Raw genomic sequence first — 18,808 nt, forward strand, 5'->3', positions numbered from 1 at the left:
CGCCTCCGCCAGACCCACGCCTACTTCCGCAGCCGAACCACCGAGCAGCACCTCACCACTGCCGCCCCTTGGACCAGCCCCTGGCTACCCGAAGGTTTCGGACAAGACTTCTGGCCAGGTGCTTAGGAGAACCGCCCGCGCTACGTGAGCCACCCATGCCAGGCAAACCAGCAGCGGTAAGCGAACCATCCATGCTCGGCGAATACTCACGCTAGCGATTCCATCCACGGTCGGCAAACCGCTCACGCCCGCCACAATCGACGCGCTGTCAGGCCCTCAAGCCGCCCAACCGCACCCGCCGAGCCACGCGCCGCGAGCCCGTCACGCCACCCCCTGATAGCCCCCGCCTATCGCCCTGACCGGCAACCAGTCTTGGACCGCGCCCCCGCCCCGCTGGTCCCATCGACAACATGACAACCCACCACCACATCGCCCTCATCCCCGGCGACGGCATCGGCCGGGAGGTCACCCCAGCGGCCTGCGTGGTGCTCGACGCCGTCGGTGCCCGCCACGGCATCCGCTTCCGCTACGACGAGTTCGACTGGTCCTGTGCCCGCTATCGCGAACTCGGCGCGATGATGCCCACCGATGGGCTTGAGCGGCTCCGTCACCATGACGCGATCTTCCTCGGTGCGGTGGGCGACCCGGGGGTGCCGGATCACATCTCGCTGTGGGGTCTGTTGATTCCGATCCGTCGTGGCTTCCGGCAGTACGTCAATCTGCGGCCGATCAAGGTGTTCGAGGGTGTGCCCAGTCCGGTGCGGGGGGCTGAAGCCGGAGCGGTGGACTTCGTGGTGGTGCGGGAGAATGTGGAGGGGGAGTACAGCGAGATCGGGGGGCGGTTCAACCGGGGGTTTGCCGAGGAGATGGCGGTGCAGGAAGCGGTGTTCACCCGGGCTGGGGTGACCAAGGTGTTGGAGTACGCGTTCGCGTTGGCGGGGGCTCGGCGGGGGCGGTTGACTTCGGCGACCAAGTCCAACGGGATTGTGCACACGTTGCCGTTCTGGGATGAGCTGGTCGCCGAGACGGCGCCGGGACATCCGGGCGTGCGCTGGGAGCAGGAGCACATTGACGCGTTGTGCGCCAAGATCGTGCTGGAGCCGGCTCGGTTCGATGTGATCGTGGGGTCCAATCTCTTCGGGGACATTCTCAGTGATCTGGCCGCGGCGGTCGCGGGCGGTATTGGGCTGGCGCCCGCGGCCAATCTCAACCCGGAGCGGGAGTTTCCGTCGATGTTCGAGCCGGTGCATGGTTCCGCGCCGGACATCGCCGGGCGGGGGATCGCCAATCCGCTGGGGGCGATCTGGACCGCGGGGCTGATGCTGGAGCACCTCGGGCACGCCGAGGCGGCGTCCACTGTGGAGGGTGCGTTGGCGGAACTGCTGGCGCGTACCGGGATTCGCACGCCTGATCTCGGGGGCACCGCGAGTACCGAGGAGTTCACCAAGGCGTTGCTGGAGTTCGTGCGATGAGCGTTCCGTTGCCCAGTGGGTTCACCAGCCGGATCGTCGACGCCGACGGTGTCGGCATCCACACCGTCACCGCCGGCGACGGGCCACCGGTGTTGTTGCTGCACGGCTATCCGCAGACGCACCTGATCTGGCATGAGGTCGCGCCGCGGCTGGCTGAGCGGTTCAGCGTGGTGCTCACCGATCTGCGGGGTTACGGCGACAGCGACAAGCCCGCGCCCGGACCTGACAACGCCGAGTACGGCAAGCGGGCCATGGCGGCCGATCAGCTGGCGGTCATGCGGCGGCTCGGCTTCGAGCACTTCGCGGTGGCGGGGCACGATCGGGGTGGCCGGGTCGCGCACCGGCTCGCGCTGGACCATCCCGAGTCCGTCACCCGGCTCGCCGTGCTGGACATCGTGCCCACGAGGTACACCTTCACCCACGCGGACAAGAACTTTGGACTCGGCTACTACCACTGGTTCTTCCTGGCCGCGGGGCATGGCATCCCGGAGCGGCTCATCGGCAACGATCCCGAGTTCTGGATCCGGGCCCGGATGGGCGCGCGGCACCACGGTGGCATGCCCTTCGCCGAGGCCGCGATCGCGGAGTACGTGCGTTGTTTCCGCGATCCCGCCGCAATCGCGGCCTCCTGCGCCGACTATCGCGCGGCCGCGTCAATTGATCTTGTGCACGACGACGCGGACGCACACGCGGGTAATCGAATCCACTGCCCGCTGCTCGCGTTGTGGGGCGAGGCGGGCTTTGTCGGACGTAGTTACGACGTACTCGCCGCCTGGCGCGAGTACGCCGGACAGGTCAGTGGAAAAGGCTTGCCTTGTGACCATTACCTGCCGGAGGAAGCGCCGGTGGACACCGCGGCCGCGCTGGCCGCTTTCTTCACTCAATGAAGAAAGCGCGCTTATCAACCGCCTACCGACCGGTCGGTAGACGAACGAACGGTCAGCCGTCCACCGGCCAGGCGTTGTTGACCGCGTTGAACACCGCCACCCGGTCCGCGCCCAGCAACCTGGCCTGCCGCACGAACTCCTCGGCCAGGGCAGGCAGTTCGTCCGGGGCGAAGGCGGGTGGCTGGTCGGCCACCACGGTGCCCTTGCGGCCCGCGGTGCGCACCACCCCGGCCGCCTCCAGCTCCTTGTACGCCCTGGCCACCGTGCCCGCGGCGATGCCGAGGTCAGCGGCCAGGCCGCGGACCGTGGGCAAGGCCATCCCGGGTGCGAGGGTGCCCGCCGCGATCGCGGTGCGGACCTGGTCGTGCAGTTGCCGCCAGGGCGGGATCTGGCTGTCCGGGTCGACCCGCAGCACGACTCAGCCCAGCGTCCCGGTGGCGAGCAGGCCACCGTCCACGCGCACGGTCTCGCCGGTGATCCAGTCCGCCTCGTCCGAGGCCAGGAACGCGACCAGGCGGGCCACGTCCTCGGGAGTGCCCAGCCGCTTCATCGGGTAGGCGCTGGTGATGTCGTCCTCGCGGCCGGTGTAGATCTGCTCGGCGAACTTGGTCTTGACCACCGCCGGGGCCACCGCGTTGACCCGCACCTTCGGGCCCAGCTGCCAGGCCAGCTCCTCGGTCAGCCGGATCAGCGCCGCCTTGGAGGCGCCGTAGGCGGCGATCGCGCCGGTGGAGCGGATGCCGCCGACCGAGGCGATGTTGACCACGGTGCCGCCGTGCTCGCCCATCCAGCGGTGCCAGGCCAGCTGGATGAAGCCCAGGGTGGCCACCACGTTGGTGTCGAAGATCTTCTTCACCGCGTTCAGGTCGGCGTCCATCAGGAAGCCGAAGACCGGGTTGATGCCGGTGTTGTTGACCAGCACGTCCAGCGAGCCGAAGCGGGCCAGGGTGCCGTCCACCGCGCCCTCCCGGTCCACGTCCACGCCGGTGTTGCCGGGCAGGCCCAGCACCCGCTTGTCGCCGTCCGCCACCGTGTCCGCCAGGTGCCGCACGGCGGCCTCCACCTGCTCGGCCTTGCGGGAGGTGATCACCACGTTCGCGCCCCGGCCGAGCAGCTCCTCGGCGATACCGAGGCCGATGCCCCGGCTGGCCCCGGTGACCAGGGCTGTCTTACCGGTGAAGTCCGTGCGGGCGGGGGTGTTCGGCTGGCTCATGTTCCCAGACTCTAGGTCAACTTACCGGCGAGTACGAGAGCCGGATCGGGGGTGTCCGGCACAGGTGTGCGCGGGCGCACGGTAAATCGCGTGCCTGCGCCGGGTATGATGGTGGCGTGGTTCTGACGCTGTAGGCCGCTGGACAGCCCGCCGGTACGACTGGCGGGCCGATGACCGCTAGGCCCGGCCGACCACAAAAATCCTTGGAGCTTCCCTTGATCTCAGCCAACGGGCTGGAACTGCGCGCTGGGTCGCGCATCCTCGTCGCCGACGCCAACCTCCGCATCCAGCCGGGCGACCGGATCGGCCTGGTCGGCCGCAACGGCGCCGGCAAGACCACCACCCTGCGGGTGCTCGCCGGTGAAGGCGAGCCGCACGCCGGCGAGATCAAGCTCGCCGAGGAGCTGGGCTACCTGCCGCAGGACCCCCGTGAAGGCGACCTGTCGGTCACGGTCAAGGACCGGGTGCTCTCCGCCCGCAACCTGGACCAGCTGGCCCGCGACCTGGAGAAGGCGCAGAACGAGATGGCCGAACTGGTGGACGAGAACGCGCGCGAGCGCGCCGTCCGCCGCTACGGCCGCCTCGAAGAGCGCTTCTCCGCCCTCGGCGGTTACGCCGCGGAGAGCGACGCCTCCCGGATCTGCGCCAACCTCGGCCTGCCGCTGCGCGTCATGGAGCAGGCGCTGCAGACCCTTTCCGGTGGTCAGCGCCGCCGGGTCGAGCTGGCCCGGATCCTGTTCGCGGCCTCCGACGGCGGGGGCGGCGGCGCCAAGTCGGCCACCATCCTGCTGCTGGACGAGCCGACCAACCACCTCGACGCCGACTCCATCACCTGGCTGCGCTCCTTCCTCAAGGCGCACGACGGCGGGCTCGTGGTGATCAGCCACGATGTCGATCTGCTCGCCGACGTGGTGAACCGGGTGTGGTTCCTCGACGCCACCCGCGCCGAGGTCGACATCTACAACATGGACTGGAAGCGGTACCTGGACGCGCGCGCCACCGACGAGAAGCGCCGCCGCCGGGAACGCGCCAACGCGGAGAAGAAGGCCTCCACGTTGATGGCCCAGGCCGACAAGATGCGGGCCAAGGCCACCAAGGCGGTCGCCGCGCAGAACATGGCCAAGCGGGCCCAGCGGCTGCTGGCCGGACTGGATGAGGAACGGGTCTCCGACAAGGTCGCCCGGATCCGCTTCCCCGAGCCCGCGCCCTGCGGCAAGACCCCGCTGACCGCGGAGAACCTGTCCAAGTCCTACGGTTCTCTGGAGATCTTCGCGGGCGTGGACCTGGCCATCGACCGCGGTTCCAAGGTGGTCGTGCTCGGCCTCAACGGCGCGGGCAAGACCACCCTGCTCAAGCTGCTCGGCGATCAGGAGAAGAGCGACTCCGGGCGTATCGTCCCAGGTCACGGGCTTCGTCTTGGCTACTACGCGCAGGAGCACGAGACCCTGGACCACGGCGCGAGCGTGTGGGAGAACATCCGGCACGCCGCCCCGGACACCCCGGAGCAGCAGTTGCGCACCCTGCTCGGCTCCTTCATGTTCAGCGGCGAACAGCTCGACCAGCCCGCGGGCACGCTCTCCGGTGGTGAGAAGACCCGGCTCGCGCTGGCCGGCCTGGTCTCCAGCGCGGCCAACGTGCTGCTGCTCGACGAGCCGACCAACAACCTGGACCCGGCCAGCCGTGAGCAGGTCCTGGACGCGCTGCGCACTTTCGCCGGCGCGGTGGTGCTGGTCACCCACGATCCCGGAGCGGTGGAGGCTTTGGAGCCGGAACGGGTGATCTTGCTGCCCGATGGTACCGAAGATCACTGGTCCGCTGACTACCTCGAGCTGGTGCAACTCGCCTAGCGCGACCGCCGATCGGGCGGTGCTGACTACACTTAGCGTGCTTCGTCGATCAACTATCGGTGAAGCAGGTACCATTTGGCGACGTTTTTCCATGATCGCCTAGCATTTACTGCCTTCCTGTTCGATCATTGCCCCCAAGGGGTCGTAGATCGACCCACCTGCTCGGACGGAAGGCGGGACAAGGTGGCGACTGACCTGAAGAAGGGCGCCCGGATCACCGGCGCGGCTCGGGACAAGCTTGCCTCTGACCTGAAGAAGAAGTACGAGAAGGGCGCGAGCATTCGGTCCCTGGCCGAGTCCACCGGTCGCTCGTACGGCTTCGTGCACCGTGTGTTGAGCGAGTCCGGTGTGACACTGCGGGGCCGGGGCGGCGCCACGCGTACCAAGAAGAAGTGACGTCGGGTCAACCGACGACTGCGAATTTTTCCCACCACACAACAGAATCCAGGAGCCGACGAGTTCCCCATGCCAGATGATTCGAAGATCGACGCTGGCCTGCTGGAGCGCGGGGGTGTCCAGCTTTCCGTGGACGGTCCGCTTGCCACGGTCACGCTGAACCGGCCCGAGGTGCTCAACGCGCAGACGCCCGCGACCTGGGTGGCCCTGCGCGAGATCGGCTCGGCGCTGCCGGACGAGGTCAGGGTTGTGGTTGTGCGCGGGGTCGGCCGCGCCTTCTCCGCTGGCCTCGACCGGCGGTTGTTCACCGCGGAGGGTTTTGACGGGCAGCCAGGTCTGGTGTCCCTCGTCTCGGGTTCGCCCGAGGAATCCCACGCCTTGATCGCCGGGTTCCAGCAGGGCTTCACCTGGCTGCGTGAGTCGAACTTCATCACCGTGGCGGCGGTGCATGGGCACGCGATCGGCGCGGGTTTCCAGCTCGCCCTGGCCTGCGATCTCCGGATCGTGGCCGAGGACGCCCAGTTCGCGATGGCCGAGACCAGTCTTGGACTGGTTCCCGACCTCGGTGGCACCCTCCCGCTCACGCAGTGTGTCGGATACGCGCGAGCCGTGGAGATCTGCCTGACCGGCCGGCGGGTCGGCGCCGAGGAGGCCCTGCGGATCGGGCTGGTCAACGAGGTCGTGCCGGCGGACGCGCTGGACGCCGCGGTGACGAATCTGGTCGCCCGCCTGCTCGCGCCCATGCCGGGAGCGAGCCGGGAAACCCTCGCCCTGCTGGCCAAGGCGGCGGGCAGCCCGTCGTTGTCCGAGCAGACCGCGGCCGAGCGATCGGCGCAGCTCCGCAGGCTGGCCGAGCTGCGGGCGCTGATGAACCCCGCAGGCTCCTGAAGCCTGACCGGTCCCACAGCTGAATAGTTTCACCACGGAATAGTTCACGACCCCTCGGTGTTGTGCTGGTCGAACCTGCACTAGGAGGGGCCGTGGACGGCACGTGGATGTTGATGCGTGGGGCGATGCGCCAAGACGCCGCCAGTAGGAAAGTGCGGCGCGGCACCCTGCGACGGGTGCTCTCCTTCGCGCGCCCGCACCGCGGCAAGCTGCTGGTCTTCCTCGGGTTGACCGTCATCTCCGCGGTGCTCGCGGTCAGCACCCCGGTGCTGGCCGGGCAGGTGGTGAACGCGATCGTGGACGGCGGGGACTCGGGCCTGGTCGTCCGCATCGCGCTGCTCATCGCCGCCATCGCCCTGCTCGGCGCGGCGATCGGACTGGTGGAGCGCTGGCTGTCCTCGCGGATCGGCGAAGGGCTGATCTACGACCTGCGGCGGGCGGTGTTCGAGCACGTCCAGGAGCTGCCGGTGGCCTTCTTCGCCCGCACCCGCACCGGCGCGCTGGTCAGCAGGCTCAACAACGACGTGGTCGGCGCGCAGCGGGCGTTCACCTCCACCGTGTCCGGGGTGCTCACCAACGTCATCCAGCTGGCCCTCGCCCTCGGTGTGATGCTCACGCTGTCCTGGCAGGTCACCGTGCTGGCGATGGTGCTGCTGCCGGTGTTCGTGCTGCCAGCCCGCCGGGTCGGGCGGCGGATGGCCGATCTGCAGCGTGAGGCCGCCGGGCACAACGCGGGCATGACCAACCAGATGACCGAACGTTTCTCCGCGCCAGGGGCGACCCTGGTGAAGTTGTTCGGGCGGCCGCGGGAGGAGGCCGAGGAGTTCGGCGCGCGGGCGGCGCGGGTGCGCGATATCGGCGTGCGCAACGCGATGACCACGATGTCCTTCGTCACCGCGCTGACCCTGGTGTCCAGCCTGGCGCTCGCGCTGGTCTACGGACTCGGTGGCTGGCTGGCGATCCAGGGCCAGCTCGCGGCCGGAACCGTTGTCTCCCTTGCTCTTCTGCTGACCCGGCTGTACTCGCCGCTGACCGCGCTGGCGAACGCGCGAGTGGATGTGATGAGCGCGCTGGTCTCCTTCGAGCGGGTTTTCGAGGTGCTGGACCTGGCGCCGTCGATCACCGAAGGGGAACGGCCGCGGACGGTGCCGCCGGGCGGGGTGTCGGTGGAGTTCCAGGACGTGCGCTTCGGCTACCCCGCGCCGAGCAAGGTTTCCCTTGCCTCCCTTGAGGATGTGGAGACCCTGGACAAGCGTGGCGGGCAGGAGGTGTTGCACGGCATCAGTTTCCGGGCCGAACCGGGTCAGCTGATCGCGCTGGTGGGGTCCTCGGGTGCGGGCAAGTCGACCATCGCCTCTTTGCTGCCAAGGCTTTACGACGTGGACGCCGGGGCTATTCGACTCTCCGATGTGGACGTGCGGGAGCTGTCCTTCGACGCGATCCGGGACACCGTGGGCGTGGTGACCCAGGATGGCCATCTCTTCCACGACACGATCGGCGCGAACCTGCGTTACGGGCGTCCGGCGGCCACGGATGAGGAGGTCTGGACCGCGTTGCGGCAGGCCAGGCTCGCTGATCTGGTGGCCACGCTGCCGGATGGGCTGGACACGGTTGTGGGGGAGCGGGGTTACCGGCTCTCCGGTGGGGAGCGGCAGCGGCTGACCATCGCGCGGTTGCTGTTGGCCCAGCCCCGGGTGGTGATCCTGGATGAGGCGACCGCGCATCTGGACTCGAGTTCGGAGGCGGCGGTGCAGGAGGCGCTGAGCGAGGCGCTGTCCAACCGGACCGCGCTGGTCATCGCGCACCGGCTGTCCACCATCCGCGCGGCCGATGTGATCCTGGTGATCGAGGACGGCCGGATCCTGGAACGCGGCTCGCACACCGAGCTGCTGGTCAAGGACGGGCGCTACGCCGAGCTGTACCGGACCCAGTTCGCCGAAGACCCCCTCCTGCCCCAGGCCAGCTGACCCCACCCGTACCACTTGGCCCAACTCGTACGCCCACTTGTGCCAACCGGGCGTACGAGTTGGGCCAACTTGGCGGGCTCGGGTGGGTGGGTTAGGCGTTGTGGGACTTGAGGAAGTGGGCGGCCATGGTCACCGCGGGCTTGGAGCTGCCCGCGCCGTCGATCAGGACCGCGAAGGCGATGTTGTTGCGGAAGCCGGTGAACCAGCCGTGGGCCTGGGTGCCGTCGCCGAACTGGGCGGTGCCGGTCTTGCCGTGCACCGGGCCGAGGCCGTTGAGGGCCTTGGCGGTGCCGCTGGTGACCACCCCGCGCATCAGGCCGCGCAACTGGGTCGCCACCCCGCCCGGCAGCAGGGAACCGGCGCCTTCGACGGTGGTTTTCTGGCCGCGGACCAGCACCGGGTTCGGCCTGCGGCCGCCTGCCGCGACGGTGGCGGCGACCAGGGCCATGCCGAAGGGACTGGTACGGACCTGGCCCTGGCCGAAACTCGCCTCGACCTGGGCGGCCCCAGAAGACGGGGTGGGCACGCTGCCGGTGTTGGTGGTGATGCCCATGACGTCGAAGTCCACGCCGATGCCGAGCTGGCGGGCGGAGTCCGGGAGCGTGTTCGTCGGCAGATCCGCGGCCAGACGGGCGAAAGTGGTGTTGCAGGACTGGGCGAAGGCCGTGCTCAGCGGGACCTCGCCGAGGTCGAAGTTGTCGTCGTTGCGGACCCGGCGCTGCTTGATCACATCTTCCTTGGGGCAGGGCAGCACGGTGCCGGGGTCGGCCTTGCCCGCTTGCAGTACGGCCGCGGCGGTGACCACCTTGAACGTGGAGCCGGGTTCGTACAGGCCGGTCAGGGCGGGCAGGCCCTTGGCGTCGGCGGCGGGATTCTGCGCGATGGCCAGGATCTCGCCGGTGGAGCGGATGGCCACGATCATGGCGGGGTTGGTCTTCTGGCTGTTCACCGCGGCCTGGGCCGCGGCCTGCACCTGGGGCAGCAGGGTGATCGCCGCGTTGACGGCCGCCTTGCCCTTGCGGCCGGCCAGGGTGTCGGCCACCTTGCCGTCGGGCTCCTTGAGCACCAGGCTCCAGCTCAGCTCACCCTGGAGATCGCCCTCCAGCGCGCGGCGCACCGCGGGCAGGAGTTGTGGCGAGAGGTCGTTGCCCGCCACGGGTTTTCCGTCGCCGCCGATCAGTTCGCCGTCGGCGTTGGTGGTGGTCATCGACAGCGTGCGGCCCGCGGCGAACTTCGGGTGCAGCACCTCCGGGGCCCAGCGCACCGCCCAGCTGCCGTTCTCCTTGCGCAGCGGCAGCGCGTGTTCGTACTCCCAGACCCGCCCGCCGCCGAAGAGCCAGCGCGCGGTGAACGGCACGCTCAGTTCGGTCTGCTCCGGTGTGGGCTCCGGGTAGGTCTTGGCCTTGAGGGTGACCATCTCCGGCCGGGTGTCCTGGGCCGGGTTGCGCAGCGCCTTGAGCACCGGTTCGGCCGCGGCGCGGTTATCGGTGAGCCCGGCCGAGCTGCCGATGTCGTTGTTGCCGAAGGCGGAGAGGAAACCGCTGGCCGCCTCGGCGGCGAGCACCGGCCTGCGTCCCGGCGTCGACGAGCCCGGCTTCTCCGGCTCCGCCTCCGGACCCCAGAACACCAGCACCCCGGCCACCGCGGCGGTCGCGGTGAGCACCGCCCCGCCGGTGAGTAACCAACTTCGCGCACGCCTGCTGACCACGTAAAGCCCCCCTGTCCCCGGGCGGGCACTGCTACCGGCCCGCCCCGGGGACACTATTCAGGACTTGAGCGCGCACTCCATAGGTAGTTCTACTTTCGCTCCACCGGTGGGCTATTCGAGCACCGGCACCAGCGGCAGGTAGCGGGCCATCAGGTCCTTGTTCGCCTCGTCGCCGCCGACCATGTTCGCGCTGCGCCACAACGGCAACCGGATTCCGGCCGTGGTGGCCGCGTCCTGCAGGCCGACCAGCAGCAGGTTCCACAGGAAGCCGTTGGCCAGCGAGGACAGCGGGGCGGTGGCGGGGGAGTCGGCGGGGTAGCTGGCGTCGCCGACCCGGACCAGGTTGTCCAGCACCACGGTGGACTCGGCGGCCAGGGTGGTGCCGGAGCGGCTGGGCGCGGCGGCGCTGGCCTCGCGGGAGGTCACCGCGACCACCGGGCGACCGGCCGACACCGCGGCCTTGGCCAGCTCCACCGGGTACGGGTTGACGCCGCTGGTGGAGAAGACGATCAGCAGGTCGTCCGGGCCGAACGGCTTCTCACCCAGGGTCTCCGCGGCCAGGCCGGAGCGGCGCTCGGCCACCGTGCTGGCCCGCGCGCCGTGCATGGGCAGCAGTTCCGGGTGGTAGATCGGGCGCACGCAGGCCAGGCCGCCCGCGCGGTAGAAGGTCTCGGCCACTGCGGCCAAGGAGTGCCCGGCGCCGGCGGTGTGGATCAGGCCGTCCGCGCGCACGACCTCCAGGAGCAGGCCGACGACCTGCGCCACGGCCTCGGTGTTGGCCTCCTCCACCCGCTGGAGGTGCTCGTGCACGGTGGCTGCGTATCCCATGGGGCTCCTCCATGAAACGACAAGTGGTCCATACCACTCTGCCGCCTGTGTCAAGATCCGTTCATCCCACGTTCTTTCTGAAACCGGTTGCGCGGCGAACATGGTTTGTGTTCGTATGAACGCGTGGAAAGTGTGCAACGGCACGAAATGATCCTGACCGCGCTCCGGGAGCGCTCCCGGATCACGGTAGTGGACCTGGCCGAACTCACCCAGTGTTCGGAGATGACCATCCGCCGGGATCTCGACGCGCTGGAGCGGGACGGGCTGTTGCGCCGGGTACGCGGCGCCGCGGTGAGCATGCTGGCCGGTGAGGAGACGCCGTTCGCGGTGCGCAGCCGCCAGCACGTGGACGCCAAGCGCCGGATCGGGCTGGCCGTGGCCGGGCTGCTCGACGACGGGGAGAGCGTGGTCTTCGACAGCGGCACCACCGCGCTGGAGGCGGCCAGGGCGGCGCAGTCGTTGCGGCTGACCGTGCTGCCGCTGTCCCTGCACATCGCCACCGCCTTCGAGCACGCCGAGCATGTGCACCAGGTGCTGCCCGGTGGCGACGTGCGCAAACCCGAACAGGCCTTCATCGGGCCGCTCACCGAGTACGCGCTGGACCGGATGCGCTTCGACACCCTGGTGCTGGGCTGCTGCGGAGTCAGCGGCCGGGACGGGGTGACCGCCTTCGACCTGGCCGAGTCCCAGGTCAAGCGGGCCGCGGTGCGGGCATCGGCGCGGGTGGTGGCCGCGGTGGACGCCTCCAAGCTGGGGCGGCGGGCCTTCGCCAGGGTGTGCGAGCTGGACGCGCTCGACGTGCTGGTGACCGACACCGCCGCACCCGAGGACGAACTGGACCAACTACGCAAAGCTGGAGTGGAGGTGCATTGTGTCTGAGACCGGCGTTCTCGCCCCCGCGCGAGCTGCCCGGACCGCCCGTCTGATGCTGTCCGGGGTGTTCACCCTGCACGCGATGGTGTTCGCGACCTGGACGCCCTACATCCCGTTGGTGAAGGCCAAACTCGCGCTCAGCGACGGCCAGCTGGGGATCGCGCTGCTCGGTGGACCGGTGGGCGCGCTGCTGGCGATCCTGTGCACCGGGGCACTGGTGTCCTGGCTGGGCAGTCGCAAGGTCATGGTGATCACCGCGATCGGCTACGGCCTGTCCGCGGGCCTGCTGGGCCTGGCGGACTCCCTGGCCGGGCTGTTCATCGCACTGGCGGTCTGGGGCGCGTTCCAGGGTTCCCTGGATGTGGCGATGAACGCGCAGGCGGTGCTGGTGGAGCGGCAGTACGGCCGCTCGGTGATGTCCAGCTTCCACGCCTGCTGGAGCCTGGGCGCGGCGGCTGGCGGCGCCCTCGGCGGCCTGGCCATCGCCTTCGGCCTGTCGCTGACCACGCAGATGCTGCTGGTCGGCGTGGTGGCGCTGATCTTCGTCCCGGCCACCACCGGCCTGGCCCTGGACGGCGACCGCTCGGCCAAGCACGAACGCAAGGAGAAGGGCGGCGTCTCCTTCCCGCTCAAGGACGCCAAACTGCTCGCCCTGGGCGCGCTGATGCTGGCCGCGGTGCTCTGCGAGGGCGCGGCCGCGGAGTGGTCGGCGCTGTACATGAAGGAGAACCTGGGCACCTCGCCCGCCTTCGCCGGCTTCGCCTTCAGCGCCTTCGCGCTGAGCATGTTCCTGGGCCGCGCCATGGGCGACCGCTGGGTGAGCCGCTTCGGCGGCCGCGCGGTGGTCGGCACCCTGGCCTCGGTGGCCGTGGTGGTCTTCACCGCCGCCCTGCTCATCGGCCACCCCTGGGCCGCCATGCTCGGCTTCGCCACCCTCGGCCTGGGCGTGGCCTGCGCCGTGCCGGTGGTCTTCAGCAGCGCGGCCGCCCTGCCCGGCAGGCACGCGGCCCAGGCCATCGCGGCGGTCTCGGCGGCGGCCTGGCCCGGCTTCCTCCTGGGCCCCCCGATGATCGGCGGCCTGGCCCAGGCCTTCACCCTGCCGGTAGCCCTGTTCGTGCTCCCACTGCTGTGCGTCGGCGTGGTGCTGGGCGCCCGCTTCACCCTGCGAGGCAAGGAAGTCTGACGTCGAGTTGGCCCAACTGGTACGGGTGTTTTGCCCAAGTGGGCGTACGAGTTGGGCCAACTCGGTGGGTTACCAGGACCAGAGGAAGCCGAGCCAGGGAGCTTCGGGGGCGGCTTGGCGCCATTCCAGGGCGGTGGCGCAGGGGGCGGAGTCCAGGCGGCGCAGGGTGAGGGTGATGCGGTCCTGGGGTTCGGACAACGACAGCGTCACCAGGGTGGCCCGGTCGGTGCCGGAGAGCGAGCCGGAACTGGTGCGCCCGTTCGCGGTCAGGGTCCAGGCGATGCGGCTGTCCGGGCAGTCCGCCTCGCCCTGCGTGAGCACCCCGCCCAGCATGCTGGTGTCGCTGCGACTGGTGGTCCAGGTGGTGCTCAGGTCGCTGTTGGCGGCCAGGTCCCAGCGGTAGTCCTTCTCCCGTGGGCAGGGCAGCAGGCCGTCCAGGCCGATGGCGGCCTGGCAGGTGTAGGTGGCGACCTCGCCGGGGACGGTGCCGTCGGCGTAACTCAGGTGCGGGCGCAGGTGTGGGGCGGCGATCAACGCCAGCAGGCAGGCCACCAGGAGGGCCCCCATCGCCAGTCCGGACAAGACCAGCATTCGCTCACCACGCACCACCACCCCAGATGAGCACACCGGCGAGCAGGACACAACCGACAAGTCCGGCAATCGGGATCCAGCGGGCCGGCCGGAACTCCGGTTCCAGGGTCCAGGCGGCCGCGTTGGCCACCGCGTAGTAGAGCAGCACGCCGAAGGAGGACAGGCCGATGGCCTCTCTGAGGTCCAGGGTGGCGGCCGCGGTGGCGGCGAGCAGGCCCACCACCACCTCGGCCCGGTGCGGGACCTGGTGCCGTGGGTGCACGGCGGCCAGCGGCCTTGGCAGGTTTCCGTCGCGGGCCATCGCGAAGGCGGTGCGGGAGACGCCGAGCACCAGCGCGAGCAGGGCGCCGAGGGCGGCGACCGCGCCCAGGATGGAGATCACCCAGCCGAACTCGCGCAGCGGGGTGACTTCCAGCACGGTGCGCAGCGGGGCGGGGGAGGCGGCCAGGCCCGCCGCGCCCACGGTGGCCAGCGCGGCCACCGCCAGCAGCGTGTACACGGCCAGCGCGATGGCCAGGGCCAGGGGCACCGCGCGGGTCAGGGTGCGGCGCGGGTCGCGGACCTCCTCGCCGAGGGTGGCGATCCGGGCGTACCCGGCGAAGGCGAAGAACAGCAGCGCCGCCGCGGTCAGCACCCCGGTGGAGCTGTGCGGGACGAGCCGGTCGGCCTGCGGCGCGCCGGTGGTCAGGGCCAGCACGCCCAGTGCCACCAGGCAGACCAGCACGATCGTCACGATCACCCTGGCCAGTTTGGCGCCACGGTGCACGCCGAAGTAGGTGAGCGTGGTCAGTCCGAGCACCGCGGCCACCGCCACCGGCCGGGCGTGATCGGGCCACAGGTACTGGCCGACGGTCAGCGCCATCGCCGCGCAGCTGGCGGTCTTGCCCAGCACGAAGCACCAGCCAGCCAGGTTGCCCCAGAGCGGGCCGAGGCGTTCCCGGCCGTAGACGTAGGCGCCGCCGGAGGTCGGGTAGCGCAGGGCGAGCCGCAGGGTGGAGGTGGCGTTGCAGTAGGCGATCAGCGCGGCGATGGCCAGTGCGGGCAGCAGGCCGGCGCCTGCGGCCGCGGCGGCCGGGCCCAGGGCGCTGAACACCCCGGCGCCGATCATCGCGGCCAGGCCGACGGTCACGGCGTCAGCGGTGCCGAGCCGACGGGCCAGGGGTGCGGTCACGGGGACATGATCCACCCTGGCTGGTCATGATCGGATACCGAGTACTAAGATGAACGTGTTGTGAATACGGGTCGGGGAGACGGAAAGCGCAGGTCGACGCGTCGGGAACTGCTGGCTGACACGGCGATCGAGGTGCTCGCGCGCGAGGGCGGCCGAGGGCTGACCCACCGCGCGGTCGACCGTGCCGCCGACGTCCCGGTCGGCACCACCAAGAACTACTTCCCCACCCGGGACTCCCTGCTGGCCGCCGCGGCCCGCCGGATGGCCCAGGAGCACGGCGAGGCCGTCCAGCAGCTGCGCGAGACCACCCCGGCCGGGGTGACCCCGAGCCAGGTCAGCGAGCTGTACCCGGCGCTGCTGCACCGTGCGCTGCAGGGCGATCGCACCCAGATCCTGGCCATGTTCGAGCTGTACCTGGAAGGCGTGCGCAGCGCCGAGGTGCGGGCGGCGCTCGGCGAGATGGTGCGCGCCAACGCCGCCGCCATCGCCGAGGTGCACCACGCGGCCGGACTGGCCACCACCGCCAAGGACGCCGGACTGCTCGACGCCTACCTGCTCGGCGTGGCCATCTCGCTGCTCGCGCTGCCAGCCGACACGCTGCGCGCGGTTGGCATGGACGACCCGTACGGCCTGGGACTTGGGCTGTTCGCGGCGGTCGTGCCCGGTCTGGACCAACCGGCCGACACGGACCGCGACGGGCACGCCGAACACGCCTGAGGAGGTCCAGCCGATCGGGCACTGGCCGCTCATCCGCGCCGCCGCCTAGGGTTTTTGCCAGGGGTGTGGTCATGGGTGGACTGACTCGGCGTAGCTTGCTTTCCCACGGCGTGGCATTGGGCGGCGCGGCGGCACTGGGCGTGCCTGCCACAGCCGCGGCGGCCCGCGGCGCACCGGCCCGGAGATCAGCGGGCACGGTGCTCGTCCTCGGCGGCGGCATCGGCGGCCTGACCGCGGCGCACGAACTGGCCGAACGCGGGTTCGCCGTCACCGTGCTGGAACGCAAGGAACTCGGCGGCAAGGCCCGCAGCATCCCGGTGCCCGGCACCGGTTCCGGTGGCAGGCCGGACCTGCCCGGCGAGCACGGCTTCCGGTTCTTCCCCGGCTGGTACCGCAACCTGCCGGACACGCTGCGCCGGATCCCGTTCCCGGGCAACCGCAACGGCGTGCACGACAACCTGGTGTCCGGTTCGGTGTTCCGGCTGTCCCGGATGGGCACCCGCTTCGACCTGTTCGTGCCGCTGAAACTGGCGCTGCCCAGCCTGGATCCGGTGCTGCTGCTGCCCGCGCTGATCGCCCTGCTGGACACCGGTCTGCGGCTGCCGCCCTGGGAGTCCGCGCACTTCGCCAACCGTCTGGTGGTCTACCTCACCAGCGGTGACGAGCGGCGGCTCGGGCAGTGGGAGCGCACCGCGTGGTGGGACTTCCTCGGCGCGGGCCGGATGTCCCAGGAGTACCAGCGGATCTTCGGCATCGGTTTCACCCGGATGCTGGTGGCCGCGCGCGCCGAGGAGGCCAGCACCCACACCGTCGGCCTGTTCACCGAGGCGTTCTTCAACAACCTGCTCGGCCGCGGCAACGACGGTCCGGCCGACCGGGTGCTCAACGCGCCGACCAACGAGGCCTGGATCGACCCGTGGCTGGCCCACCTGCGTTCGCTCGGCGTGCGGTTCGAGACCGGCGCCGCGGAACGGCTGCACGTCTCCGGTGGCCGGATCAGCGGCGTGACCGTGCGCACCGCAGCCGGGAGCGTTCACGTGAGCGCGGACCACTACATCAGCGCGGTGCCGGCCGAGCGTTCGCTGGCGCTGTGGGGGCCGGAGGTGCTGGCCGCCGACCCCCGGCTGCGGCTGGTCGGCGAGCTGCGCACCGAGTGGATGAACGGGCTCATGTTCTACCTGCGGCGCAAGCTGCCGCTGGTGCACGGGCACGTGAGCTACCTGGACACGCCGTGGTCGCTGACCTCGGTCAGCCAGGCCCAGTTCTGGCGCGGCGGCGACCTCACCCGCTACGGCGACGGCGGGGTCCGGGACTGCCTGTCCGTGATCATCTCCAACTGGGAGGCGCCCGGGATCGTGCACGGCAAACCGGCCCGGTTCTGCACCAAACAGCAGCTCTTCGACGAGGTGTGGGCGCAGCTGTCGGCCAGCCTGGAGGACACCGGCGAGGACCTGCTCCGGCCCGCTGACCTGCACTCCTGGTTCCTGGACCCGGCGATCACCGGCCTCGGCTCGCCCGGCGGGGCGCACAGCGAGGAGCCGCTGCTGATCAACCCGGTCGGCTCCTGGGCGCTGCGGCCGGAGGCGGCCACCGCCATCCCGAACCTGTTCCTGGCCGCCGACTACGTCCGCAACATCGTGAACCTGGCGACCATGGAGGGCGCCAACGAGGCAGGCAGGCTGGCCGCGAACGCGGTACTGGACGAGACCGGGTCCAGTGCGCCGCGGGCCAGGCTGTTCACCCTGTTCCGCGCCCCAGAGTTGCGTGGACTTCAGGAGGAGGACACCCGCCGTTACCGCGCCGGCCTGCCCAACCTGTTCGACCAGGGCTGAGCCACTGGTCACACCGGTGCCCCCAGCGATCGTGCCGGGCGGGCCGGGATGGAAGGATTCAGTGCCGTGAAGACGTTCGACCAGCTGTTCGCCGAGCTTTCCGAGCGGGCGCAGACCCGGCCCGAGGGCTCCGGCACCGTCGCGGCGCTGGACGCCGGGGTGCACGCCCAGGGCAAGAAGGTCCTCGAAGAGGCCGGGGAGGTGTGGCTGGCCGCCGAACACGAGTCCGACGCCGAACTCGCCGAGGAGATCTCCCAGCTGCTCTACCGCCTCCAGGTGCTCATGATCGGCCGGGGGCTCACCCTGGACGACGTCTACCGGTATCTGTAAACACCACCACGACCACGGAGTAGGACGCCATGTTGCGTGTCGCGGTGCCCAACAAGGGCACGCTGTCCGGAATCGCCAGCGAGATGCTTGCCGAGGCGGGTTACCGGGGCCGACATGAACAGCGCGACCTGACCGTGCTCGACCCGGTCAACGACGTCGAGTTCTTCTTCCTGCGCCCCAAGGACATCGCCATCTACGTCGGCTCCGGCGAGCTGGACATGGGGATCACCGGCCGGGACCTCGCGCTGGACTCCGGCGCGCCGGTCACCGAACGGCTCGCGCTCGGCTTCGGCGGCTCCACCTTCCGCTACGCGGGCACCGCGGGCCGGGAGTGGTCGGTCAAGGACCTCGACGGCAAGCGGGTGGCCACCGCCTACCCGCGCCTGGTCCGGGCCAGCCTGGCCGAACACGGCGTCAGCGCCGAGGTGATCCGCCTGGACGGCGCGGTGGAGATCTCCATCCAGCTCGGCGTGGCCGACGCGGTCGCCGACGTGGTCGGCTCCGGCCGCACCCTGCGCCAGCACGGCCTGGTGGCCTTCGGCGACCCGATCTGTGTGTCCGAGGCGGTGCTGGTCGAACGCGCAGGTTCCGCCGAGACCCCGGAGAAGGCGCAGCTGGCGGCCCGGGTGCAGGGCGTGGTCTTCGCCCAGCAGTACCTGATGCTGGACTACGACTGCCCGCGCTCGCTGCTGGCCGACGCGGTCAACCTGACCCCGGGGCTGGAGTCACCGACAGTGGCGCCGCTGGCGGATCCGCTGTGGGTGGCGGTGCGGGCGATGGTGCCACGCAAGGAAGCCAACCTGATCATGGACCGGCTGGCAGCTCTGGGCGCGAAGGCGGTCCTGACCTCGGACATCCGTTCCTGCCGACTCTGATCAACACGACGCTGCCCCGGTCCGCCAGCT

Annotated in this window: 18 protein-coding genes and 1 pseudogene; 13 read left to right on the top strand and 6 right to left on the bottom strand. The window is 70.4% G+C overall.

Annotated features, from left to right (window positions below; all coding sequences use genetic code 11):
- The 3 genes and pseudogenes from ACTOWY_RS30480 to ACTOWY_RS30490 form a co-directional block, all read left to right on the top strand.
- Nucleotides 1-126: pseudogene (locus ACTOWY_RS30480) on the top strand (IS630 family transposase); the annotation flags it as partial.
- Between the two features lie 284 nt (nt 127-410).
- Nucleotides 411-1,472: a tartrate dehydrogenase gene (locus ACTOWY_RS30485; protein ID WP_441313052.1), complete on the top strand. Its 1,062-nt coding sequence runs from the start codon at nt 411-413 to the stop codon at nt 1,470-1,472.
- Nucleotides 1,469-2,359 (top strand): alpha/beta hydrolase, encoded by an 891-nt coding sequence (locus ACTOWY_RS30490; RefSeq protein WP_441313053.1) that lies wholly within the window; start codon nt 1,469-1,471, stop codon nt 2,357-2,359. The genes ACTOWY_RS30485 and ACTOWY_RS30490 overlap by 4 nt, the downstream gene beginning before the upstream one ends.
- Nucleotides 2,360-2,411: 52 nt before the next feature.
- Here ACTOWY_RS30490 and ACTOWY_RS30495 read toward each other — a convergent pair whose 3' ends face one another.
- Nucleotides 2,412-2,774 (bottom strand): GntR family transcriptional regulator, encoded by a 363-nt coding sequence (locus tag ACTOWY_RS30495; RefSeq protein WP_441313054.1) that lies wholly within the window; start codon nt 2,772-2,774, stop codon nt 2,412-2,414.
- A 3-nt stretch (nt 2,775-2,777) separates the two neighbouring features.
- On the bottom strand, nt 2,778-3,572 hold the full coding sequence (locus ACTOWY_RS30500; protein WP_441313055.1) for an SDR family oxidoreductase: 795 nt from the start codon (nt 3,570-3,572) through the stop codon (nt 2,778-2,780).
- Between the two features lie 215 nt (nt 3,573-3,787).
- Between ACTOWY_RS30500 and ACTOWY_RS30505 the strand changes: the two genes are divergently transcribed.
- The 4 genes from ACTOWY_RS30505 to ACTOWY_RS30520 all read left to right on the top strand — a co-directional run bounded on the left by ACTOWY_RS30505 (nt 3,788) and on the right by ACTOWY_RS30520 (nt 8,670).
- Entirely contained in the window at nt 3,788-5,419 is a 1,632-nt protein-coding gene (locus ACTOWY_RS30505) for an ABC-F family ATP-binding cassette domain-containing protein (protein ID WP_441313056.1), read from the top strand.
- 183 nt (nt 5,420-5,602) lie between these two features.
- Nucleotides 5,603-5,815, top strand: coding sequence for a helix-turn-helix domain-containing protein (locus ACTOWY_RS30510; RefSeq protein WP_086780855.1), 213 nt, complete (start codon nt 5,603-5,605; stop codon nt 5,813-5,815).
- 69 nt (nt 5,816-5,884) lie between these two features.
- On the top strand, nt 5,885-6,703 hold the full coding sequence (locus ACTOWY_RS30515) for an enoyl-CoA hydratase/isomerase family protein (protein ID WP_441313057.1): 819 nt from the start codon (nt 5,885-5,887) through the stop codon (nt 6,701-6,703).
- Nucleotides 6,704-6,795: 92 nt separating this feature from the next.
- Nucleotides 6,796-8,670: an ABC transporter ATP-binding protein gene (locus tag ACTOWY_RS30520; protein ID WP_441313058.1), complete on the top strand. Its 1,875-nt coding sequence runs from the start codon at nt 6,796-6,798 to the stop codon at nt 8,668-8,670.
- 91 nt (nt 8,671-8,761) lie between these two features.
- Here ACTOWY_RS30520 and ACTOWY_RS30525 read toward each other — a convergent pair whose 3' ends face one another.
- Together ACTOWY_RS30525 and ACTOWY_RS30530 are read right to left on the bottom strand one after the other, a co-directional pair.
- On the bottom strand, nt 8,762-10,333 hold the full coding sequence (locus tag ACTOWY_RS30525) for a penicillin-binding transpeptidase domain-containing protein (protein WP_441313059.1): 1,572 nt from the start codon (nt 10,331-10,333) through the stop codon (nt 8,762-8,764).
- A 156-nt stretch (nt 10,334-10,489) separates the two neighbouring features.
- Entirely contained in the window at nt 10,490-11,206 is a 717-nt protein-coding gene (locus ACTOWY_RS30530) for a sugar isomerase domain-containing protein (protein ID WP_441313060.1), read from the bottom strand.
- Between the two features lie 123 nt (nt 11,207-11,329).
- Between ACTOWY_RS30530 and ACTOWY_RS30535 the strand changes: the two genes are divergently transcribed.
- Entirely contained in the window at nt 11,330-12,085 is a 756-nt protein-coding gene (locus ACTOWY_RS30535) for a DeoR/GlpR family DNA-binding transcription regulator (protein WP_441313061.1), read from the top strand.
- Nucleotides 12,078-13,262, top strand: coding sequence for an MFS transporter (locus ACTOWY_RS30540; protein ID WP_441313062.1), 1,185 nt, complete (start codon nt 12,078-12,080; stop codon nt 13,260-13,262). The genes ACTOWY_RS30535 and ACTOWY_RS30540 overlap by 8 nt, the downstream gene beginning before the upstream one ends.
- 69 nt (nt 13,263-13,331) lie before the next feature.
- Here the strand turns inward: ACTOWY_RS30540 and ACTOWY_RS30545 are convergent, their stop codons facing one another.
- Nucleotides 13,332-13,853 (bottom strand): hypothetical protein, encoded by a 522-nt coding sequence (locus tag ACTOWY_RS30545; RefSeq protein WP_441313063.1) that lies wholly within the window; start codon nt 13,851-13,853, stop codon nt 13,332-13,334.
- A gap of 4 nt (nt 13,854-13,857) precedes the next feature.
- On the bottom strand, nt 13,858-15,024 hold the full coding sequence (locus ACTOWY_RS30550; RefSeq protein ID WP_441313064.1) for an APC family permease: 1,167 nt from the start codon (nt 15,022-15,024) through the stop codon (nt 13,858-13,860).
- 132 nt (nt 15,025-15,156) lie between these two features.
- Here ACTOWY_RS30550 and ACTOWY_RS30555 point away from each other — a divergent pair, with 132 nt between their 5' ends.
- The 4 genes from ACTOWY_RS30555 (at nt 15,157) to hisG (ending at nt 18,778) form a co-directional block, all read left to right on the top strand.
- The gene (locus ACTOWY_RS30555; RefSeq protein WP_441313065.1) at nt 15,157-15,741 is read left to right on the top strand and encodes a TetR/AcrR family transcriptional regulator; all 585 of its coding nucleotides are present in this window, start codon (nt 15,157-15,159) and stop codon (nt 15,739-15,741) included.
- 71 nt (nt 15,742-15,812) lie between these two features.
- Nucleotides 15,813-17,573: a hydroxysqualene dehydroxylase gene (locus tag ACTOWY_RS30560; RefSeq protein ID WP_247763835.1), complete on the top strand. Its 1,761-nt coding sequence runs from the start codon at nt 15,813-15,815 to the stop codon at nt 17,571-17,573.
- Between the two features lie 66 nt (nt 17,574-17,639).
- Nucleotides 17,640-17,903 carry a phosphoribosyl-ATP diphosphatase gene (locus ACTOWY_RS30565; protein ID WP_441313066.1) on the top strand — a complete coding sequence of 88 codons (264 nt, stop codon included), beginning with the start codon at nt 17,640-17,642 and terminating at the stop codon, nt 17,901-17,903.
- A 29-nt stretch (nt 17,904-17,932) separates the two neighbouring features.
- A complete protein-coding gene (gene hisG / locus ACTOWY_RS30570; protein ID WP_441313067.1) occupies nt 17,933-18,778 on the top strand; it encodes an ATP phosphoribosyltransferase in 846 nt (281 codons plus the stop codon).
- Nucleotides 18,779-18,808 lie beyond the last annotated feature (30 nt).

This window comes from Crossiella sp. CA198 (assembly GCF_052078295.1).
GTDB lineage: Bacteria > Actinomycetota > Actinomycetes > Mycobacteriales > Pseudonocardiaceae > Crossiella.